16 protein-coding genes and 1 pseudogene are annotated in these 20179 nt (G+C 52.3%); 4 read left to right on the forward strand and 13 right to left on the reverse strand.

Annotation, left to right across the window (positions count from 1 at the left end; all coding sequences use genetic code 11):
* Positions 1 to 24: 24 nt before the first annotated feature.
* The 7 genes from SH580_RS17860 to SH580_RS17890 form a co-directional block, all read right to left on the reverse strand.
* On the reverse strand, positions 25 to 1008 hold the full coding sequence (locus tag SH580_RS17860) for an adenosine kinase (protein ID WP_319832183.1): 984 nt from the start codon (positions 1006 to 1008) through the stop codon (positions 25 to 27).
* A 90-nt stretch (positions 1009 to 1098) separates the two neighbouring features.
* Positions 1099 to 1485: a DUF3568 family protein gene (locus SH580_RS17865; protein WP_319832184.1), complete on the reverse strand. Its 387-nt coding sequence runs from the start codon at positions 1483 to 1485 to the stop codon at positions 1099 to 1101.
* A gap of 40 nt (positions 1486 to 1525) precedes the next feature.
* The gene (locus tag SH580_RS17870) at positions 1526 to 2563 is read right to left on the reverse strand and encodes a hypothetical protein (protein ID WP_319832185.1); all 1038 of its coding nucleotides are present in this window, start codon (positions 2561 to 2563) and stop codon (positions 1526 to 1528) included.
* A 176-nt stretch (positions 2564 to 2739) separates the two neighbouring features.
* Entirely contained in the window at positions 2740 to 3045 is a 306-nt protein-coding gene (locus SH580_RS17875) for a hypothetical protein (RefSeq protein ID WP_319832186.1), read from the reverse strand.
* A 74-nt stretch (positions 3046 to 3119) separates the two neighbouring features.
* Positions 3120 to 4466 (reverse strand): exodeoxyribonuclease VII large subunit, encoded by a 1347-nt coding sequence (gene xseA / locus SH580_RS17880; RefSeq protein WP_319832187.1) that lies wholly within the window; start codon positions 4464 to 4466, stop codon positions 3120 to 3122.
* Positions 4456 to 4869, reverse strand: a complete 414-nt coding sequence (locus SH580_RS17885; RefSeq protein ID WP_319835020.1) for a VTT domain-containing protein — start codon at positions 4867 to 4869, stop codon at positions 4456 to 4458. The genes xseA and SH580_RS17885 overlap by 11 nt, the downstream gene beginning before the upstream one ends.
* Positions 4751 to 5143, reverse strand: coding sequence for a hypothetical protein (locus SH580_RS17890; protein ID WP_319835040.1), 393 nt, complete (start codon positions 5141 to 5143; stop codon positions 4751 to 4753). The genes SH580_RS17885 and SH580_RS17890 overlap by 119 nt, the downstream gene beginning before the upstream one ends.
* A 135-nt stretch (positions 5144 to 5278) precedes the next feature.
* Between SH580_RS17890 and SH580_RS17895 the strand changes: the two genes are divergently transcribed.
* From SH580_RS17895 to SH580_RS17905, 3 genes are all read left to right on the forward strand, one after another.
* Positions 5279 to 5917: a LysM peptidoglycan-binding domain-containing protein gene (locus SH580_RS17895; RefSeq protein WP_319832188.1), complete on the forward strand. Its 639-nt coding sequence runs from the start codon at positions 5279 to 5281 to the stop codon at positions 5915 to 5917.
* A complete protein-coding gene (locus tag SH580_RS17900; protein ID WP_319832189.1) occupies positions 5917 to 6483 on the forward strand; it encodes an NUDIX hydrolase in 567 nt (188 codons plus the stop codon). Before SH580_RS17895 ends, SH580_RS17900 begins: the two co-directional genes overlap by 1 nt.
* Positions 6484 to 6551: 68 nt before the next feature.
* Entirely contained in the window at positions 6552 to 9509 is a 2958-nt protein-coding gene (locus SH580_RS17905) for an AsmA family protein (protein ID WP_319832190.1), read from the forward strand.
* Between the two features lie 48 nt (positions 9510 to 9557).
* Here SH580_RS17905 and rph read toward each other — a convergent pair.
* Positions 9558 to 10317: pseudogene (gene rph / locus SH580_RS17910) on the reverse strand (ribonuclease PH).
* A gap of 124 nt (positions 10318 to 10441) precedes the next feature.
* Here rph and SH580_RS17920 point away from each other — a divergent pair.
* On the forward strand, positions 10442 to 11485 hold the full coding sequence (locus SH580_RS17920) for a transposase (RefSeq protein WP_319832193.1): 1044 nt from the start codon (positions 10442 to 10444) through the stop codon (positions 11483 to 11485).
* A gap of 11 nt (positions 11486 to 11496) precedes the next feature.
* Here SH580_RS17920 and SH580_RS17925 read toward each other — a convergent pair whose 3' ends face one another.
* The 5 genes from SH580_RS17925 to SH580_RS17945 all read right to left on the reverse strand — a co-directional run bounded on the left by SH580_RS17925 (position 11497) and on the right by SH580_RS17945 (position 19984).
* A complete protein-coding gene (locus SH580_RS17925) occupies positions 11497 to 12672 on the reverse strand; it encodes an AI-2E family transporter (protein WP_319832194.1) in 1176 nt (391 codons plus the stop codon).
* A 138-nt stretch (positions 12673 to 12810) separates the two neighbouring features.
* Positions 12811 to 14733, reverse strand: a complete 1923-nt coding sequence (locus SH580_RS17930; protein ID WP_319832195.1) for a M48 family metallopeptidase — start codon at positions 14731 to 14733, stop codon at positions 12811 to 12813.
* A 21-nt stretch (positions 14734 to 14754) separates the two neighbouring features.
* A complete protein-coding gene (locus SH580_RS17935) occupies positions 14755 to 15351 on the reverse strand; it encodes a LemA family protein (RefSeq protein ID WP_345785453.1) in 597 nt (198 codons plus the stop codon).
* Positions 15352 to 15610: 259 nt separating this feature from the next.
* Positions 15611 to 17725: an elongation factor G gene (gene fusA, locus SH580_RS17940; protein WP_319832196.1), complete on the reverse strand. Its 2115-nt coding sequence runs from the start codon at positions 17723 to 17725 to the stop codon at positions 15611 to 15613.
* A 171-nt stretch (positions 17726 to 17896) separates the two neighbouring features.
* Entirely contained in the window at positions 17897 to 19984 is a 2088-nt protein-coding gene (locus SH580_RS17945) for a hybrid sensor histidine kinase/response regulator (RefSeq protein WP_319832197.1), read from the reverse strand.
* Between the last annotated feature and the right edge of the window lie 195 nt (positions 19985 to 20179).

Genomic DNA, 20179 nt, shown 5'->3' on the forward strand with positions numbered 1-20179 from the left:
TTCGTTGTCTGGTGGGCTGAATGGCTAGTCGATGCTGGCGAGTATGTCTTGCCACACGTGTTCGGGTAGGCTGCTGCCTTGTTCTTGGACGACCGCGGCACCGAGGATTGAGCCGATTTTTGCGCATTCTGCAAGCGGGCGTTGCTGGGACCAGCCGTAAAGGAAGCCCGCGGCCCAAAGATCGCCAGCTCCGGTGGTGTCGATGACTTGGGCGGCGTGCATGGGGTCAATCTTTTGGACCTGTGCTCCTTGGGCCACGTAGGAGCCGTGAGCGCCCACTTTGACGACGGCGATATCGCAGAGCTCGGCTAATTGGAGTGCCATGGCCGGGTAGTCGTCGCTGATGCCGGTATAGGCGCTGCCTTCTTCTTCGTTGGCGAATACGATGTCGACATACTCACTCAGTAATTCGGGAAGTATGTTCTTGGTGGCATTGACGACTTCGAAGCTGGCGAGATCCAGACTGATGGTGCAGCCCGCCTCTTTGGCGGATTCAAGCACACGGCGCATGAGGGCTTCGTTAAATAGGAGATAGCCTTCGATGTGGGCATGTTCGCAGCCAGCAAAGTCAGCGGGCGAGATTTCTTCAGGGGCAAGCGTCATGGCGGCACCGAGGTCGGTGCGCATGGTGCGTTCGCCATCGGGTGTGACGAGTGAGAGGCAACGCCCATTGGGCACATTACCAATCTTGAAGCGGGAGCTGTCTCCACCAAGTTGAGTGAAACGGTCTCGATAGAAATCGCCTTGAGGACAGTTGCCCGTTTTGCCCAGAAAACTAGTGGAAACACCCATGCGGGCGAGCGCGAAGAGTGTGTTGCCTGCCGAGCCACCTGGGGCTGCGGTGGCGGCTTGGGGTAAGCTTTCGATTAAACCGGAAATGGTGGGAGCATCGACGAGCACCATGCCGCCTTTCGCCCCGTCAATTTGTGCGATAAAAGATTCTTCAACTGGTGCGATGGCGTCCACGATAGGGCTGCCGATTCCGATGATAGTAGCTGTTGCATTCATATTTATGACCCCAAAGGAGTGTGTTATAAAAAAAGAAAAACCGCCGCTCCGGGAGGAGGGGCGGTTTGCCAGTCGCGTGAAAAGGCGCGATTACAGTGCGTCGCGGATGCGCGCGTAGATGTTTTGAGACTCCGCAAGGTCGCCGAGCTTGCCTACGCGGATGCGGATTTGAGATTGGCCCTCGGCTGTTTGCTTGATGCGAAGGGTGATTTTTTCGTCGCCAACTTTGCGTGCGTAGATGGTGATCGCTGTTTCTTTGTGCAGTTCACCTGTGCGGAAATAGCCCATCGCATCGATCTCGCGGATGGCTGTTTTGAAAATTGTGCGAATCGGCGCATCCAGTGGTGCATAGAGGTAACCCGCGCGGTATTCAGCGAGTTGTTCTTGCCCCGTTTGAGGGTCGATTGCTACTGGGGTCGTGCAACCAGTGACGATCATAGCGCAAATTGCGAGGAGTGTAATGAGTGTTGCTTTCATAATTTAGTAAGGGTTGTAAGTGATTTTACTGAGAGTGCAATCAGAAGCTTTTAAGATATACGATTCCGTTTTGATCGCGAAAAGCCAGGCGCCCTTCACGAAGCCCTTCGAATTTTAGACCCGTTTCGGTTTGTACGACGTCGCCGACGTTATACCGTTCGCCATCAACTATAATCATTGGCCGATAGCCCTGTCGAACACCGCCAATGTGAATATTGGAGAGATAGTCAGATGCGGCTTGCTTGTCTCGTTCGCTTGCTTGCTTGTCAGCTGCGTAGGTGTTCGGGGGCTGGGCGCTTGTTATCGATTCGGAATTGTTTGAGGCGATTTCGGAGTCGCTGTCAATGGTTGCCTCTGTCGAGGCCCCGGTCAGCGTGTCGATATCGGCTATAGGAAGTGTGGCGATTGTGGCCTTTGCCTTTTCGATGGGATTATTGGACTGGGGCGAGTTTGTTGGGGTGGGGGCGCTTGGGAGGGAGACAGCTGCTGGCTCCTCGGTATCGCTTGAAGTCTGAAGGATTTTCCACAAGCCGTATCCTGCGGCACTCAATACGAGTAGCAATATTAGGATGACGATGATACTTGGAAGTATGCTGTGCTTTGAGTTATTTTGTTCTTCGGCAGTATTTAAAGAGTGGATGGCTTCTTCCACCATGGCACCGGATTTCGGGTCCAGTATCGGCTTTTCGCTCTTGTTGCTCTGGATACTTTGCGGTCGTGGCTGGCTGGGGGGCTGAATCGTCGCTTTTTTGGCCGGCGTTTTGATTTCGGTATCTTGGATTTTATTACCAAAAGGATTACTGGGGTCAAACGCGGGTCTTGCCGTTTCTGGCCTTGCGGCTGTCTGTGGAGCTTCCGGAGCCTTTTGAGGCGTCTGGGGAATGGAAGCTTCGGCGGAGGCTGTACTAGTTTCAGCGGCAGTTTCCTGCATTTCTGACAAGCGCCTTAATTTCATCACGGGAGGCGCTTTGGCTGGCTCGGCCTTGGTGGTACTGCTGGCCTTGGGGTCAGTCTTCGCTTTCAGGTTACGCGAGAGTGTCAGCTTGACGGGAGGGCTCTCTTTGGAATCTTCGCTCATAGTTAAGGGAGCTTTTACTTTGCAGCTTTTGATTCGCAGGCAAAGCCTATTTTGGTCTTTGGTTGAGCTTTTACAAAAGGCGGAAAAGTATAAGGCCCGCCCCCGATTGCTCAGAAGCGGACCTTTCACTAACCTAATAACCCCTAACTAACTCAATGAAAAAGATTGTATGCCTATTAAGAACATGCGGCGTGGGGGAATGTTCCTTCTTTTTGTGAAAATTTCCAACTAGCAAGATTGTGGACTCGGTGAGGGAGCTGTTCAGGAGGGAGTTGATCCCATTGGGCGAAGCCTGTTTGCTGCTGTGCGACTGCGGAGAGTGCGTCACTGATTGAGCAGTATTTATTAAGTTCGATTTGTTGTTGGTTGGTGGAGAAAAAACTGAGGGTAAAGATGTTTTCGATTTCTGTGTCCGGTTCGACGCGAAATCCTCCGATGTCTGACTCGAAGTGTAGGCTTAAACTACTGTTGGATGCGGGCATTTAAGCATAATACATGTTCAGGCCAAATTTTACTATCAAGTGATTCTCGTATATTACAGGTGTGGATTGCTTAATTAAACGTCTGTTTTGAGCCAAATTTCGCCATCATGGAAACGAGCGTTTAGTTTAGCTTCCTTTTTAGCGAGAGCAGCTCGGTCGATGATTTTTCCTTCGCTGTTTTGGATGACGGCGTAGCCCCGTTGTAATGTGGCCTGTAAGCTTCCGTTGTTGAGGCGATGTTGCAGGGTGTGGATCTTTTCCTGTTTGTGGGCTGCGGCGAGTGAAGTTGCGCGCTGCAAGCGTCGGGCGCAATTGGCTAGGTTTTGCTCGGCGATGCCGAGTCTTGTTTTCGGGTGTTGTTCTGCGATCCGTTGAGCGTATTTTGCGAGTGCTTGCTGTTCGGTGCTTATACGCCGCGATAAATTGCGACTGAGGCGGTTTTCCAAGTCATCGAGCTGCATACCAAAGTGCTGTACTTTACGCTCGGGGGCGATGATACGCATGCGTGCATCGAAATCTCGTAGACGGGTGCGGTATTCTGACAGATAATTGTCTATCCACGCGTTTAAATCGCTGTGTGCATCTTCTAGGCGAGCGACGGCTTCGATGTAAAGTGAAGAGATGAGCTCGGCTGCGCCAGAGGGTGTTTCGGCCCGTTGGTCGGCGGCATAATCGCTTAATACGGTGTCGATTTCGTGGCCAATTGCTGAAATGACTGGCAATGGACATGCGGCCACTGCCCGCGCGAGCAGTTCTTCATTAAAGGCCCACAAGTCTTCGATACTACCACCGCCCCGTGTGAGAACTATCAGGTCAAAACCTGGGCTGGCAGCTGCATGTTGCAACATTGCAGCCACTTCCTCGGCGGCCCCTTTGCCCTGGACTTTTGCGGGAAAAATGACGACTTCACCAGAAAATTCGCGTCGCCGGAGTATGCGTAGGAAATCTCGTACTGCAGCGCCAGTGGGGGAGGTAATCACCGCAATCTTGCGTGGTAATGCGGGGAGCCTTTTTTTACGCTCGGAGGCAAAGAGTCCTTCGGCGGCGAGCTTGCGCTTTAGTCGTTCAAATTCCATTTGTAGGCGGCCTTCACCGCTTTGAATGGCGACTTTTGCAATCAATTGATAGCGGCCGTGTGGTTCGAAGACTGAAATGTCGCCTAATAGCTGCACTTCCATGCCGTCCTTTAGTTCGAAGCTTTGGCGGGCTGCATCGCGGGCGAAGAGCGCGCAGGGGAGTTGGCTGCCTGCATCTTTGAGTGAGAAATAAATATGTCCGGAGCTTTGCTTGCGCAGGTTGGAGACTTCGCCCTGAACCCAAACTCGCGAAAAGTTATCTTCTAGCTGAGCTTTAATCAGACGTGTGAGAGCCGTGACCTTGATTACTTGACCGGCCGGAGGTGTGAGTAAGTTATCCAACATTCTCAGTATTCTTTCGACTCCACATACGTGTGGCAAGAATGAGCACAATTAAAACGACAATGCCAGTGATTGCCCAGCCGATTTGCCCTTTGAATATAGCTCCGCCGGTGACCACGAAGCCAGCGGTCCACAGGCTGGTTGTGGGGATGGAGACCAGTAAGTAGGGGCGAAGGCGCATGCCTAGTATGCCTAATACGATATTTTGTAAGGCATAGGGGATGCCTGGGGTGAGCCGCATAATCAAACCCAGGCGCAGTGCGTTGCCATCGCTCATTTCTGGTAGCTCACGATGGCGTAATACGTAGCGCGTGAGTAGGTCGCGTAAAGGGCCCGCGGCCAATGCGTAGGTCCAAATGCTGCACAGGCTTTGTGCGCTGATTGCCAGTGCCAAGGTCGCTGGTATTCCATAGCGCGGTGTCAGCACTACGCCGAAAAGGATCAATACCGGGCTGCTTGGAAAGCCGATTCCCGGCAAGGTGGCGAGTACCTGCGATCAGTGCCCATGGGTTCGCTTCAAGCAAGGTGTGTCCTTGGTCCAACAGGTCCAACCAATAGGAGAGCTCTGGGTGAGTGTGCCAGAGTAGATAGACCGCCAAAGCTGAAAAGACCGCAGGGATCAACAGCAGCGCCATATTGCGCCGAAGTCTACGTGTGTGCTTGGGGGTGGATTTTTCCATCGTGCGTACGTTGGAGAGTTTCGTTGGAACTGGCTAGATTTTTGTATGGAAGTGATACGAATCGCGTCTTTGTAGTGAATCTGCCCGATAACGCTGGCTTGCCACTCGCTCGAAAGCACTTAGCGTGCGTGTTTTATGGAAGAAGATAACGAACCTACGGGTGCCTCAATGGTGCCACTTGCACTTGCTTTGCTCGCCATTGTCCTCGGTGGTGCGGGCCTGTATTTTGGGCTGAATGCCAATCAGCGGATTACGCCTCTGACCGAGTCGGTCGATGAGGGCAGCAGTGCGGCCGCTCGTATTGATAAACAACTTGCAAGTCTGGATACGCGAATCGATGAATTGACGGCTCAAAATCTGAAGCTTAAGGAGACCATCCAGCGCCTGGGGCGCGAGAGCTCTCAAACGCTTCGCTTGGCGAATCAAGCTGGCTCTGGTGTGGAGTCCAATCGAGATGAACTCATTAAGCTTGCACAAAAAATGAGCGAATTAGCCAGTACCGGGGTGCGTCCCGCTGCTTCAGCTCGTCCTAGCTCTGCAGCGACGACTTCCGCGGCTCCTGCGGTTACCGATTCCGTGAGTGCGGAGGGGGAGCAGGCACAGCCTGCTGAGAATCATGGAGCGGGGGCGATCTATAAAATTCAGTCCGGTGACACATTTGCCAAAATCGCAAGCCTCAAGGGAGTGAGCCTCGATGCCTTGCTGACTGCGAATCCTGATGCCGACCCTCGGCGTCTGCGTATTGGGCAGGAAATTACCATCCCGGCGAACTAATGACTGCTAGCCTTTCTGGTCAGGAGCCGCCGCGATGGGAGATCGTGAATGATCGCTTGCTCAATGCATGTCAGGTTTGGGACTTGCGTGAGCGCCGCTATCGTCATCCTAAAACAGGTAAGGAGGGCGACTTTTACTATCTCGATTCACGGGATTGGGTGATCGTTGTTGCCCGAACGGTGGCGGGCGAGCTGGTGCTGATCCGGCAATTTCGTTGGGGCTCGGATGAACTCTCGTGGGAATTGCCCGGTGGCATCATTGATGCCGGTGAAGATGTGGTCACTGCTGGCCTGCGTGAATTGCAAGAAGAGACGGGCTACGCCGCTAAGAGTGGACGCTTGATCGGCCGTGCGCGTCCCAATCCGGCTATTTTAAATAATTTCTGCCATGTGGTTTTGGCGGAGGACGTAGAACTTAGTGCGAGCGGTACCGATTGGGATGAGCACGAGGAGATCGAGGTGCGCGCTTTACCTGAAGCCACCGTGATGCAGTGGGTGCGTGAGTTTAAGATCGGCCATGCGCTGGCTCTCAACGGCTTATTGTTTTACCAGTTGGATAAAGCTTAATACTTCACTGAGGAACCTTGCGCCTGAGTGAATGACAGATATAGTATCAGCAGCTAACTGTTTATACTATGAAAACCCTGATTCGTATTTTTCTCGCCCTGTTCGTGTTTCTCGTGATCGCCGTGGGGCTTGGCTACTTCGTCGTAACGCGACCAGCTGTTCAAAAGAAACTGGTAGAGAGCCAACTTCCAGCCGGAAGCTCAATTAAGTTTGTACAGGTGACGCCTGGCAGTCTGGAATTGACCGACTTAAATTTACGGCTGGAGGATGGCACCACCGCTAAGCTAGACCGGCTTTATTCTCAGTTCTCTCTCGTTGCGGCGCTTTTCAACGATACGATTGAACTGCGCGGGCTTCAGATTGATGGTCTAGTGGTTAAATTACCAGAAGCTGTTGCGGCAACCGCGCCCAGCGAATCACCGACTGCGGGCAGCGCTCCTAGTGCACCCGCGGCTTCGAGTGAAACTCCGGAGTCGGCTACAGCATCGGCGCAATCGCCCCTCGATGCGCTGTACGATCTCGGGGACCTCAGTTTATTGTTCGATATTGATTCTGTGCAGCTCAATGGGGCATTGATCGATGCGTCCAGAAATCGCTATGTTTTTGATCTGAAATCAGACTCGCTTGCACCGGGACGGCAGACGACGGTCGAGAGCACACTCAAGTTGGAGTCGCAGCAAGTGCTACAAGGCGGGCTTAAGGATTTCGCTTCGCATGCGCGCCTGATCTTTACTCAAAAGCAATCCGGCGGTTTTGAGCAAGTGCGTGTCGAGTCGCAAACCTCTGGCAGTGATGTCAACGGGGGAGATTTGCTGTCAGTCTCGCAAACATTGGAGCTGTCGATCAACGGATTTGAGAAATCTGCGAGCATTGCTCTCAACTTTAGCGCGGACTTGCCACAGCCCGAAGTGTTTGCGCCTGAATTGATCGGACTGCAAGGACTGTCCTTACGTGGTGAGCTCCAGGCGACTGCAGCAGGTAATGCCTTATCATTGCAGACTGCCGACTTGAATGCCGCCTCCAAGGGCAGCACAGTTGCTTTAGTTAAACTCAAGCAAAGCTTAAACTTAGGTGGAGAGCAGCAGTTTACAGGTGAGTTGATGCAGGTGGACTTGATTCATTTACCCTTAACTTGGCTGAACCCTTGGTTGAGCAATGGATTGCAAGTTTCAGGTGAGCCCTTTTCGGCTCAAATTGTCTTATCTGGCCAGAGCCATGGCGCGCTCGAAGTGAAAACACTTTCTCCGCTGCAAATCGGTCCTTTCTCGCTCTATCAGAATCAGGGAGCATTGTTAGACGAAGTTAGCTTGCGAATGAATCCCATCGTTCGGGTCGACGCAGACCAGACCCTACACTTTGATTTAGATGAGTTTCAATTACTCGACCGCTATGGTGCGGTCATTAGCGGAACTGCCAGTGGCTACAAAAGCCCGAGTGCGAATGCGTCCCCGCTCGCTGGTTTACAAACTAAAGCTCAGTTCGATATCGGTTTATCTGAGCTTCTGCAGCAACCTGCACTCGTCGGCATGGCCAGTGTGCTTGCGGGGCAAGCCCGAGTGAATATCGAGGTCGATGGCGAGGCCGAGTATCCCGCACAATTACAGGCTCAGATTATCGGTTTACGTGCTCGCGACCTACCCGGCTCTAGGCAGGACTATCGCTTGGCGGCACAACTCAAGCAAAATGGAAGTGGCAGCTATGTGATCGGCTCAAATTTTCAGGCTGGCTCGGAACGTGAGCCGAGCACCAGCTTACAATTGGCTGGTCAAGCACAGCTCGAAAAGCAGCCCATGACCTTCAAACTCGATCTGACTGGCGCGCGTATTTTACAGGCCGATATCGACCTGCTATTGGCGGCATTACAGTCCCGAGGCACTGCGACAAACAGTTCAAATATGAGTGAGTCGCCAGCTTTGCCTCCTTCCACTTCCCCCGTCGCAACTACGCCCACTCGCACTGGATCCAATCGCGAGTCTACAATGTCGCAAAGTCCAGCCTGGGCGGATCTCGATGGTGAAGTAGGCATCAAACTGGATGCGATCACGCTGCAATCTGGTCACACCATTACCGGCGTGAATGCCTCAGCAAAAATATCCGAAGCCTTACTGGCAGTCCGCGACCTAGAGGCCAATCTGCAAGGAGGCAGCTTGGATGGAAGTGCACAGGTCGCTTTCGACCCGAATGCGGAGCATGCATATCGAGTGAGCAGCGCATTGAGCTTTCAAAATTTCGACCCAGCCATTTTTTCCAAGAAAAGCTCCGGCAGTTTCCCCGTTCAGGGGCTCTTTGATGGTCATTTCAACCTAACTGGTGCAGGGGAGAGTTTGGAACAGGCATTTGAGGACTCGGAAGCAGATCTCTTGGTGTCGGGGCGTGAAGGGGTGTTGACCGCCTTCGAGCTGGATGAACGTAGTCAGTTAGGCTTAATTGGAGCCAGTATCCTGGGCCAGAGCCTCAATCGCCCCGGCATCACCGCAATGGCCGAAGCAGTTCCATATTTTAAGAATATGAAATTTTCAAACTTCACGCTCAAGCTTAGCCGGGAACAGGACAAGAAAGTTCGCATTCCAGAGCTCCGCTTTGTCGGTGATAATCTTCTGATTGATGGAGCAGGCGTTATTGCCGCCAGTAGCCTGAGCGAAGTCCTCAGCCAACCGCTCGACCTCACGCTAGGCTTAGGCGCCAAAGGACGTTTAGTCGACTACCTCGAAACATTACAGCTACTCGGGCCGAATACAAACGCCGATGGCTTCCGCACTTGGAACCAAGATATTAAAATAGGGGGCAGCTTAGGCGATCCCAATACAAGTGCACTCAAAGACCTTTTAAACAACGCTGCACGCAGCGCGCTCAGTAAATCAGAGAAGACCCCAACGACGACTCCAAGCAACACGCTAATTCCCGGTCAAAATACCGAAGGCCAGGAGCTCGATGCCGTGCCTCAAGAAAAGAAAAAGACCAAGGATGAAAAACGTCGCGACGACATCGAGATGGGCCTCGATCTGCTCAATTCTGTATTCGGCTGAGCGGCGGCTGGATCCTGTCAACAACTAAAAAACTCATGCTTGTAGCTATCAAGCCTTCAAGCCTTCAGCGATTGCCGCTTCTTGCAGCAGATTGATTTCTGCGATGCCCTTAGCGCCCAGGTCGAGCAAAGTATTCATTTCATCGCGATCAAAAGTAGCCTCTTCGCCCGAGCTCTGGACTTCCACGTATTTACCAGAGCCAGTCATGACAAGGTTCGCATCCACTGTGGCGTCCTTATCCTCTACGTAGTTCAGGTCCAGTATCGGCGTATTTTGGAAAACACCCACAGAGACCGCCGCCACGGAATCAACAAACGGATTCTCATTCAGTTTGCCGTCCGCGATCAACTTTTGCACTGCGATCTGTGCCGCCACGTAGGCGCCCGTAATTGAGGCCGTGCGCGTGCCACCGTCGGCCTGCAGCACATCGCAGTCGATCCAAATCGTCTTGCCTGTCAATTTCTTGAGATCGAAGACCGCACGTAGCGAACGTCCGATCAGACGTTGAATTTCGATGGTGCGACCGTCTGCCTTTCCGCGGCTAATATCACGCTGCTTACGGTCCAGTGTGCTATAGGGCAGCATCGAGGTACTCCGCAGTCATCCAGCCACCTTCAACTTTTTGCGCTCGCATCCAACCGGGCACACGCTCGTCCACCGAAGCCGCGCAAATCACACGTGTCTTTTCAAAGCTCACCAAAACTGAGCCCAGCGCGTGTGGAGCAATACCAGTTTCAAAAGAAATCGGACGAAGTTGGTCAACAGCGCGACCATCAGGCCGCGCAAAAGGTGCTAGAGTATCTGTCATGAGAAGCATCTAGTTCGCGATGCCCTGGCTTTTCAATCAATAAGCACAGTTCCTTCCATATTAATAACCAGGCTATAAGAATTAGGTTGACTTAGTTGAGAGAATGCCGATGGTAGTGGGGAGTATGAAGGTTCGTCGCAAAAAGGTCCATGGGCAGGATGCGGTTTATCATTGCATGACGCGGGTTGTGAATGGGGAGCGCTTGTTCCAGGATCGTGAGAAGGAGATGCTGCGTAAAATGATCTGGCAGGTGGCGGATTTTTGCGGGGTGCAGGTGCTGACTTATTGTGTGATGTCGAATCACTTTCACGTGCTCTTGCGTGTGCCGGATCGTCAGCAGGTGGATGATTCTGAGTTGATGCGCCGCTATCAGGTGCTGTACCCGAAGCCTACCAAGTATCAGGCGGATTCGGTCAAGGTGCTGCGCTCTCACTTGCAAGCGGACTCTGAGGAGGCGCAGCAGTTGCGTGCGAAATTATTGGCGCGCATGGGCGATGTCTCTGAATATATGAAGGCGGTGAAGCAGCGCTTTTCAGTCTGGTTTAATCGTAATCATAAGCGCTATGGCACTCTGTGGGCGGACCGTTTTAAATCGGTGCTGGTTGAGGGGCAGGGGAACGCGCTGCAAACGATGGCCGCGTATATTGACTTGAATCCGGTTCGGGCCGGTTTGGCAGAAGATCCGAAGGATTATCGCTTCTGTGGCTATGCGGAGGCGGTGGCCTCGCTTGGCTCTGTGAGCTCAGGGGGCACAGAAGACTCCAAGTCGAAGGTGGAAGCTCGGGTGGGATGTCGAGCTGGTTTGTTGCATGTTTGGAGTGACCACTTGTCGTCGGGAGCTGGTTTGGCAGAGGCCTTGATGCAGCATCGTCAGTTGATCTTTGGTAAGCGAGCGGCGGATGCTGGCCTGTCTGAGGTGGAGCGTGCGGCTGCTTTGAAGGTGCTGAATGAAGAGGGCGGGCAATTACCGAAATCGGTGATGCTGCGCTGCCGGGTGCGTTATTTTACCGACGGTGCGATTCTGGGCTCGGCTGAGTTTGTGCGTGGCTTTGCGGGTGCGTGGCAAATGGAGCGTGGGCGTAAGCATCCTCCGAAGGTGAATGCGATGCGTGGTGATTGGGGTGGCTTGGCTGTGATTCAGGGGCTGCGAAGGCAGGTGTTTGGATGAGGCAACCGGCTTTAAGACTCTAATTCTTCTTCTTTAGCGGTCAGGGCGGGTAAATATTTTTCCCGTGCGAGGCGCCAGAAGACCAGGAAGAAGGCGGTGAGGGGGATTGCGAGGATCATGCCTAGGAGTCCGCCTAGGGCAGCGCCCCAGAAGAAGACGGAGAATATTATGAGCATGGGGCCCATTCCTGTTTTATCCCCCATGATGCGGGGCGTGAATACGTAGTCGGTCAATAGCTGACCTATTATAAACACTACGGCACAGGCGATGATGAGGCCGACGCCGCCATCGTCCTGTAGATAGGCGATGGGCAATACGGTGACGACTCCGAGCATGGTACCGAGATAGGGTATGATATTGAGTAAACCGAGCACTATGCCGAGTATGAGGCCAAATTTAAGGCCCACGATTCCGAAGCCAATGGCTAAAACGATGCCAAGTAAGAGACCGATAATGATTTGTCCGCGGAAAAATGAAACAAGTATTTGGCTGAATTGCTTGGCTAGAAATACGAGGTCTTTTTTGCGCTCTTCGGGAAGGAAGCTAAGTTGTTTGTCGATGTCTTTCCAGATGTTGCGATCGCCATTTAGGATGAAAAAGAGGTAAACGGGGATGATTGAATAGGCGGCGATTTTGCCAAAGATACTGCCTAGAAATGCGAGCATTGAGCCTGCGGATGATTGAGCGTGCGCTAGCGCTTGCTTTAATAGATCCGTGTTGCCTTCTAAGAAATTCATCAAATAGACGTCCGGCGATTCGCCTAGTTGCTCAGTCAGCCACTCCCAGATGGAGGGGGCAAAGCCTTGGGCGGATTCTAACAGGCGAGTGAGCATACCAGGGGCTGCTTTGAGAAAGTCGCCTGCGTTGTCGAGGGCTGGTGGGACGACAAAGACGGCGATCGCCACGAGTGTCATTAAAACGAGCGCGAAGAGTAGAATAATACCGCCGACGCGATTGAGGCGTGTCTTGGTTTCGCAGAGAGTGATGATGGGGCGCAGTAGAGTGGCGAGGATGGCTGCGATGGCGAGTGGTAAGAGGACGTCTTTGAATTGCGTGACTAACTCGCGCAGTAGCGCGAATAGAAAGTAGGCCGTGCATGCGAGGAAAACAGTCGCCAATGCTGTCCCACCTGCTGCGACGATACGTTTTTGAGAGGGCGAGAGGAAGGGTGTATCGTTTTCGGACATAGTTACTAGCCAAGTTGTCGGCGGTTGAAGCGCAATCTCGTATTTCGTCGGGCCTGATCGGTCTCAAATATACTTCGAGTTTAAATTTGGATTCAGAGTGAGCGTGAAATATTCACTTTTAAACTGAGCTTTAAAGCATTACTCACAGACGAGCGGTGGCATGGGTAAGCCGAGGCTAGTTGATATGACATGCACTAGACTGAGCTCCTCTTGGGCCACTTTCCCGTCGGCCAATACGACTGCGAGTGCGCCCTCGAAGATCACCTTTTTCTGAGGTAGGGGCAAGTTGACCAGTAAGTCTAATGCTGCCTCTAAGGCATCGAAGCTGATGTCCTCTTCCGGTAATAGAATGGATTGCTTCAATAGGTAGCGATCGCATTTGCGTGCGCCGGCTCGGAAGGCTAGCTCGCGCGCCTCTGGTTCAACTGCGGCCGTATAGCTAATGGCTGAGAGTAATACGCAAAGTGGCATTTCCAGCTGTGCCGGCGGAAGCGGTTTTACCTGCCGCGAAGGGCTGCGGCGTGTGCGCACATAAGTTGCGACGGCGCGCAGTAAGGCGAGTTCTTCGAGTTCGATTGCGCCGTCACTATGCGCCAGTTCACGTATTAAATCAGCTTGGGCTGCCAATCCATCGATACCTTTTGCCGCTGCCATCGGAAGCGCGAGTTCGAACAGAGCAAAGCGTTGGTTCAAGTTCAATGCACGCAGGCGTGGCAACCAAGCTTCTGTTTCACGGTACGCCGCGCCATCGACTCGCGATTTGATGACTTGTAATTGGGGGACATCGTCTGCACTGGCGCTGGCTGTGATTTGCAAGCCCAGCAAAACTGCGGCGGCGGCCTCTGGGCTTTGGTGTAGGCGATCCAAATCTTGAGCAATTTGAGCATGTATTTGCTCTGCACTGAGAATGGCAGCTGCGCTGACTTGCCCAATACTATTGATGAAGTCATGCGCTTGGGTGGGGGACGTCTGTGGCTTCGGTTGTTTGTGCGCGTTGCTGGAACGTTTGCTGCGTGTGACAGTTTTGACAAAGCGTCCATCCCAATTGGGCTCAATAGCGCTGATCCGTTGTTCGAGTGGGGGGTGGGTGGCAAATAGCGGCACGCTTCTTGATTTGAGTGCATTGGCAAAGAAAAAGTGCGCAGTTTCTTGCGAATGAGCATTGGCGATGCTGCCGTGGAGGGGCGCGCCGCCGATTTTTTTTAATGCCCCTGCGATGCCTGAGGGGTTTCGAGTAAATTGTACGGCCGCAGCGTCTGCCAGAAACTCTCGTTGGCGCGAAATCGCACTTTGAATTAATCGACCGAAAAATACACCGATGTATCCGATTGCCATTACGGCTAAGCCAATCAGCATAATTGCGACCACGGCTCCACCGCCGTCTTTGTCGCGGCGACGGCCACCACCGCTGAATAGGCTGGCGCGTGCGGTGCTTCTGAAAAAGAATTGCCCGAGCACGGCGATGGCCAAAATGCCAAACAGCACTCCCATCAAGCGAATGTTTAGGCGCATATCGCCATTCAAAATGTGGCTAAATTCGTGCGCGACTACGCCTTGTAGCTCATCTCGATTCAAGCTGCGCATGCAACCGCGTGTGACTGCCACAACTGCGTCGGCAGGACTGAAGCCAGCCGCAAAGGCATTGATCCCATCTTCTGGCAGTAGATAGACTTCGGGCATCGGCACTCCCGAGGCAATGGACATCTCTTCGACGATATTCATCAGTTTGCGCTCGTCGGGGTCCTGTGTGCTTTGCTGAATTTGGCTGCCGCCCATCGAACGCGCCACGTAGCCACCGCCCGAGCGTAGTTGTGCGATCTTGTAGAGCGAGCAAGTGCCCACTAAGGCGCAGACCGCCGCAAATGTGCCGAAGAACAGTTCCGGTTGCCACCAGATCATGGGCGTGCCGACTTGAGCCTTTGAATCAGAGAGTCCGCTCTCCATGACAAAGACCACCACCGCATATAACGCGATAGCGATACTCAGAACAGCCATCGCGAACAGTAGCACCATTAGGCGCGTGCGTTTACGCGCCAGTTCTTGGGCGTCGAAAAAATCCATTGTGAGAGCTTTGCAGTTCGCTTAGAAGCTGACTTTTACGGCTTCACGCTCCTGTGCTTCTGTGATCTCGAATAGCTGTGCTTCGCGGAATCCGAGTGTGCTAGAGAAGAGGACTGCCGGGAAGACTTCGCGCTTTGTATTATAGGTCATGACCGCGTCGTTGTAGGCTTGGCGGGCAAATGCGATCTTGTTTTCCGTGGAGGTCAGTTCTTCGGTGAGCTGCATCATATTTTGATTGGCCTTCAAGTCGGGATAAGATTCCGACAATGCAAAGAATTTTGACATCGCGCCTGTCAGCGCAGTCTCTGCGCCCATGAGATTCTTTATGGCGTCTGGGTTGCCTGGATCGCTCGCAGCAGCCTGTCCAGCAGAAGCGGCTCCGTTACGTGCAGCAATGACTGCTTCCAGCGTTTCGCGTTCGTGCGATAGATAGCCCTTTGCCGTTTCAACCAAGTTAGGTATTAAGTCGTAACGACGTTTCAATTGCACATCGATTTGGGCAAAGGCGTTTTTAAAACGATTGCGCAAAGTGACGAGGCCATTGTAAACGCCCATTACCCAGAGCGCGATCACTACACAGAAGGCCACAAATATAGCTAATAGTATCCATCCAATCATCATAATATTCCTTTTTGTTGAGTCATGTGAGCTGCAGTCTTGGTGCACGCTTGCTCTTTATTTAGAATTTTAATCATTAATAAGAATTGCTGCGAATACAATTACTGAAAAAAGAAAATCAAATCCTGGTTATGTGACCTGAGTGTCTTCATTGGGAGTTGCAGCTTAAGCTATACAAAAAAGGACCCCACTCGTTGGAGTGGGGTCCTTGTAAAATATTGATCTCTATCGGCTGATAGAGCAACAGTGCTCGAAAGCTTTATTTCTTTTTCGCTGCTTCGCGCTCTTGAGCTTCCTTGATCACTTGATCGGCCACGTTACGTGGTGTGGATGCGTAGTGCGAGAATTCCATCGAGAACTGACCACGGCCGGAAGTCATGGTGCGAAGTGCGCCGATGTAACCGAACATTTCAGATAGTGGAGCGTCTGCCTTGATGCGGATACCGCCATTGCTGGTGGGCTCCTGAGTCTTGATCATACCACGGCGGCGGTTTAAGTCGCCGATCACGTCACCCATCTTGTCGTCTGTGCAGAAAACGTCGAGTTTCATGATAGGCTCGAGGATCTCGGCGCCAGCCTTTGGCATGGTTTGACGGTATGCCGCCTTAGCAGCGATTTCGAAAGCAACTGCCGAGGAGTCGACTGCGTGGAAACCACCGTCGTCAAGTGTGACCTTGAAGTCCAAGCAAGGGTAGCCAGCAAGCACACCCTTTTCGGTGGATGCTTTGAAGCCCTTTTCAACTGCTGGCCAAAATTCACGAGGCACGTTACCACCGACAACCTTGGATTCGAATTCGAAGCCAGAACCTGGCTCGAGCGGCTCGAGAGTGTAGTCGATCTTCGCGTACTGACCTGAACCACCGGATTGCTTCTTGTGGGTGTAGGAATCGGAAACGGTCTTAGTGATACCTTCACGGTAAGCAACTTGTGGCTTACCGATGATGGCTTCGACACCGTAAGTGCGCTTGAGGATGTCGACCTTAATGTCGAGGTGAAGCTCACCCATACCCTTGAGGATGGTTTCGCCAGAATCTTCGTCGGTTTCAACGATGAATGTGGGGTCTTCCGCAACCATCTTACCGATCGCTGTGCCCATCTTTTCCGCGTTACCTTGGTCCTTCGGCTTAATTGCGATGGAGATAACGGGCTCAGGGAACACCATAGGCTCAAGTGTGGCCGGGTGTGCTGGGTCGCACAGTGTGTGACCTGTTTGCACCGACTTCATGCCGAGTAGGGCGACGATGTCACCCGCTTGTGCAGATTCCACTTCGTTACGCTCGTCGGCGTGCATCTCAATGATACGGCCGATACGCTCTGTTTTACCAGTGAAGGTGTTGAGCACGCTAGTGCCCTTTGTGATCTTACCGGAGTAGATGCGTGTGAAAGTCAGGGCGCCGTATTTGTCGTCCATGATCTTGAACGCAAGTGCGCGGAGTGGCTTGTCGACATCAACGATGGCAAATTCGCCTGTTTCTTCACCTTCAGCATTCACTTCAGGCTGTGGCTTAACTTCAGTTGGAGAAGGCAGGTAGTCGACAACACCGTCGAGCACGTTTTGCACACCCTTGTTCTTGAAGGAAGAACCACAGTAAGTGGGGAAGAAGTCGAGGTTGATGGTGCCCTTGCGGATGCACTTTTTGATAGTCGCCAAGTCAGGCTCGTTACCTTCGAGATAGGCTTCCATGGCCTCGTCGTCTTGCTCGACGGCTGTTTCGATCAGCATCGCACGGTATTCTTCGACCTTGTCGACCATGTCCGCAGGCACTTCCTTTTTCTCGTAAGCCATTGGATCACCGCTGTCATCCCATACCCATGCAGTGCGTGTGAGAAGGTCAACGACACCCTTGAGGTTGCTCTCGGTGCCGATTGGCAGTACCATGACGAGCGGGTTGGCGCCGAGGATGTTTTTGACTTGTTCGACGACCTTGTAAAAATCAGCTCCGATACGGTCGAGTTTGTTGACGTAGATCAGACGAGCGACTTCGGAATCATTGGCGTAGCGCCAGTTGGTTTCGGACTGAGGTTCCACACCGCCGGAACCACAGAACACACCGATACCACCGTCGAGCACTTTGAGCGAGCGGTAAACTTCGACCGTGAAGTCCACGTGACCAGGTGTATCAATAATATTGAAGCGGTGGGCATCCCATTGCTGCTCGGAACCGGGCCAGAAGCAAGTGGTGGCGGCCGACTGAATCGTGATACCACGCTCTTGCTCTTGCTCCATGAAGTCGGTTGTCGCGGCACCATCGTGCACCTCACCCAACTTGTGGATTTTACCAGTGAGCTTCAAAATACGCTCGGTTGTCGTTGTTTTACCAGCATCCACGTGGGCGAAGATACCAATATTTCTGTATTTTGATAGGTCGGTCATGATCGTATCGTATGTGTGTTAAGAGTTTGTTTGTGTGTGGTTTAGAAGGGCATCGGCAGACTCAGTGCACGCCGTGAAATTCCAAAAAAGAGGCGGAGATTAGGCCTCCTTCGCCAGACTGCAAGGCAAGAAAACAGCTGTTTTTTGCAGCGAGCTTGCTTAGGCGGGCCTCTAAGCGATGTAGCGCGCGATCTTTTCGCGGAATAATTGGAGGTTGATCGGCTTTGTGATAAAATCAGACATGCCGTAGTCTAAGCAGCGTTGTTCGGTGGAACTTTCCACATTTGCGGTGAGCGCAATGACGGGTGTTTGACGGTTGGTCGGGGTTGATTTTATTTCTTTGGTCGCGTCGAAACCGTCAAGTAAGGGCATGCTCAGGTCCATGAGTATGAGATCATACTTATTTTCCTGTGCGAGTTGGACCGCAATTTGCCCATTGGCTGCGATCGTTGACTGGCAGCCGAATAAAGAGAGTGTGCGTTCCATCAGTTGGGCATTTGTAAACTCATCTTCGACGACCAGAATGTTTAGACCGCGATCTAGCTCTTGGAATCTGTTTTCGACTTTTGCTTCTGCGATGGGTTGTAAGGGGAGGGTGACGGTAAAGCAGCTGCCTTCGCCTTCGCGGCTGGTGGCATCGATCCGGCCACCCATGATATTGACAAGCTTATGGCAGGTTGCCAGCCCAAGGCCGATCCCTGGGTAGTTGCGTTTATAGGATGCGTCGACTTGGGAGAATGGTTTGAAGAGTTTCTGGAGCAGGGCTTCATCGATCCCGATTCCCGTGTCTTGGATGATGAATTGATATTCGTCGTTTGCCTGTGTTTTTTGGCCAATCGTGAGCTGGACTGTGCCTTCTTGCGTATATTTACAGGCGTTTTCCAATAGTATGTTGATCAAGCTCTTGAGCATATGAGCGTCGGTCTGCACGCGTAGGTCTTCGTTTATGGGCTGTAAATGTGCGTCACCATTCTGGAAGTGTAATTGGAGGTGCGGAGCGTTGAGTTGAGCTTGATTTAGTCGATCCTGGCAGGTTTCGAGTAATCGGGTCGGTGACTTTTTCGGTTTAATATGACCACGGTTGAGACGTGAATACTCTAATACTTGGTTGACGAGGGTTAACATTCTCTCGCTCTCGCTGAGTATGGTTTGGAGCATTTCAGCGTTTTCACCTTGGGAGTCTTCCAGGAGCATCGCGGTATATCCCATTATCGGGTTCAATGGGGTGCGCATTTCGTGGCTCATGACTGCCAAAAATTCGCTTTTTGCCTTATTGGCGCTCTCTGCGAGTACTTTGGCCCGTTCCATTTCAAGGTAGGCGTTTTTTTGCTGATCTTGTAGTTCGATACGATGTATGGCTTGGCTCAGATCGTTGCAGATTTCTTCGACAAATGAGATTTCTTCCGTTTCGGACAGTGCGCTTGTGGGGGTGGCGATGGCGAATATGCCATAATCCTTATTGTGATTGGATAATTTGACCGTGATGCGTAGTAAGTTGTCGCAGTCGTTGGGGAATAAGCAGCATGCGGGGGCGGGTTCGCCAGGCGAGTATTTGACTAGGTCTTGAGTGCTTTGTGCGATCATTTGGTAGCATGCGGGCATCTCATGCTGGGAGACTCGCTCGCTCACATGAAGGGGGAGTCCATTGGCGGCTGCCTCATAAAAGAAAGCAACTTCTTCGGATGCACCTTTGAGGGCACACCATGCCCGCTTGCATTGATAGTTTTGAATCAGTAGGTCGCAACATTGGGTGATGAGTGAGTTCAGATCATTTTCACGGGCGATCAGCTTATTGATGGTGCAAATTTCTTTGAGCAGGTGGCTGAGTCGTTCGGTGCGTTGTTGGGTCAGGGCCTGATCGGCTGTCTCCGTCCATTGGCAAACGACACATTGCAGTGTGCCCGCTAGGTCCAGGATGGGGAACATGACGACGTCGATGTAAATGGTTAATATTTCCGGTTGATCGGTGCCTACCGGAGTTCTGCTTGGACTCCATGGGGTGCCAAAGCGAATCGACGTGTGTTGCTCGAAAACGGACTTAACTTTGGGTAGAAAACCAGCTCGCTCGAGGTCTTCATCTTCCAACACATTGTAATGCTCGATATTTTCGCCATCGGCTAAGTTTAAAGCCTTTCGCATCGGCTTATTTATGCGGGTGACCTGACCATTAGGAGCGGCGACCCACATCGGAAAGGGCGTGCTTTTTAGTAAAGTCTCCAGCTCGATGCTGATTGAGTGCTCGCCAGTGCTCTCAGTCATATTGGACCGCTGCGGGGATTGAATCCTGTCCGCTGGGGTCTTGTTTGTGTTTTTTTCCTGAAGCATTCAAAGTTAGTTGGGTGAATCTGACTATTGTGTGGGGGTAAATGCTCATTTAGTCGTTATTTTCACTTATGTCCAGAATTAGCTTCATTATTTCTTGGTATGAGGAGGTCCTTGCCAGAGCAGAGCAGG

The sequence above is a fragment of the Coraliomargarita algicola genome (assembly GCF_033878955.1).
GTDB classification, from domain to species: Bacteria; Verrucomicrobiota; Verrucomicrobiia; order Opitutales; family Coraliomargaritaceae; genus Thalassobacterium; species Thalassobacterium algicola.

Excerpts from the sequence above, each read along its gene's own strand:
- SH580_RS17860 (WP_319832183.1), bottom strand. The coding sequence starts at position 1,008 with ATGAATGCAACAGCTACTATCATCGGAATCGGCAGCCCTATCGTGGAC.
- SH580_RS17865 (WP_319832184.1), bottom strand. The coding sequence starts at position 1,485 with ATGAAAGCAACACTCATTACACTCCTCGCAATTTGCGCTATGATCGTC.
- SH580_RS17870 (WP_319832185.1), bottom strand. The coding sequence starts at position 2,563 with ATGAGCGAAGATTCCAAAGAGAGCCCTCCCGTCAAGCTGACACTCTCG.
- SH580_RS17875 (WP_319832186.1), bottom strand. The coding sequence starts at position 3,045 with ATGCCCGCATCCAACAGTAGTTTAAGCCTACACTTCGAGTCAGACATC.
- xseA (WP_319832187.1), bottom strand. The coding sequence starts at position 4,466 with ATGTTGGATAACTTACTCACACCTCCGGCCGGTCAAGTAATCAAGGTC.
- SH580_RS17890 (WP_319835040.1), bottom strand. The coding sequence starts at position 5,143 with ATGGAAAAATCCACCCCCAAGCACACACGTAGACTTCGGCGCAATATG.
- SH580_RS17895 (WP_319832188.1), top strand. The coding sequence starts at position 5,279 with ATGGAAGAAGATAACGAACCTACGGGTGCCTCAATGGTGCCACTTGCA.
- SH580_RS17900 (WP_319832189.1), top strand. The coding sequence starts at position 5,917 with ATGACTGCTAGCCTTTCTGGTCAGGAGCCGCCGCGATGGGAGATCGTG.
- SH580_RS17905 (WP_319832190.1), top strand. The coding sequence starts at position 6,552 with ATGAAAACCCTGATTCGTATTTTTCTCGCCCTGTTCGTGTTTCTCGTG.
- SH580_RS17920 (WP_319832193.1), top strand. The coding sequence starts at position 10,442 with ATGAAGGTTCGTCGCAAAAAGGTCCATGGGCAGGATGCGGTTTATCAT.
- SH580_RS17925 (WP_319832194.1), bottom strand. The coding sequence starts at position 12,672 with ATGTCCGAAAACGATACACCCTTCCTCTCGCCCTCTCAAAAACGTATC.
- SH580_RS17930 (WP_319832195.1), bottom strand. The coding sequence starts at position 14,733 with ATGGATTTTTTCGACGCCCAAGAACTGGCGCGTAAACGCACGCGCCTA.
- SH580_RS17935 (WP_345785453.1), bottom strand. The coding sequence starts at position 15,351 with ATGATTGGATGGATACTATTAGCTATATTTGTGGCCTTCTGTGTAGTG.
- fusA (WP_319832196.1), bottom strand. The coding sequence starts at position 17,725 with ATGACCGACCTATCAAAATACAGAAATATTGGTATCTTCGCCCACGTG.
- SH580_RS17945 (WP_319832197.1), bottom strand. The coding sequence starts at position 19,984 with ATGACTGAGAGCACTGGCGAGCACTCAATCAGCATCGAGCTGGAGACT.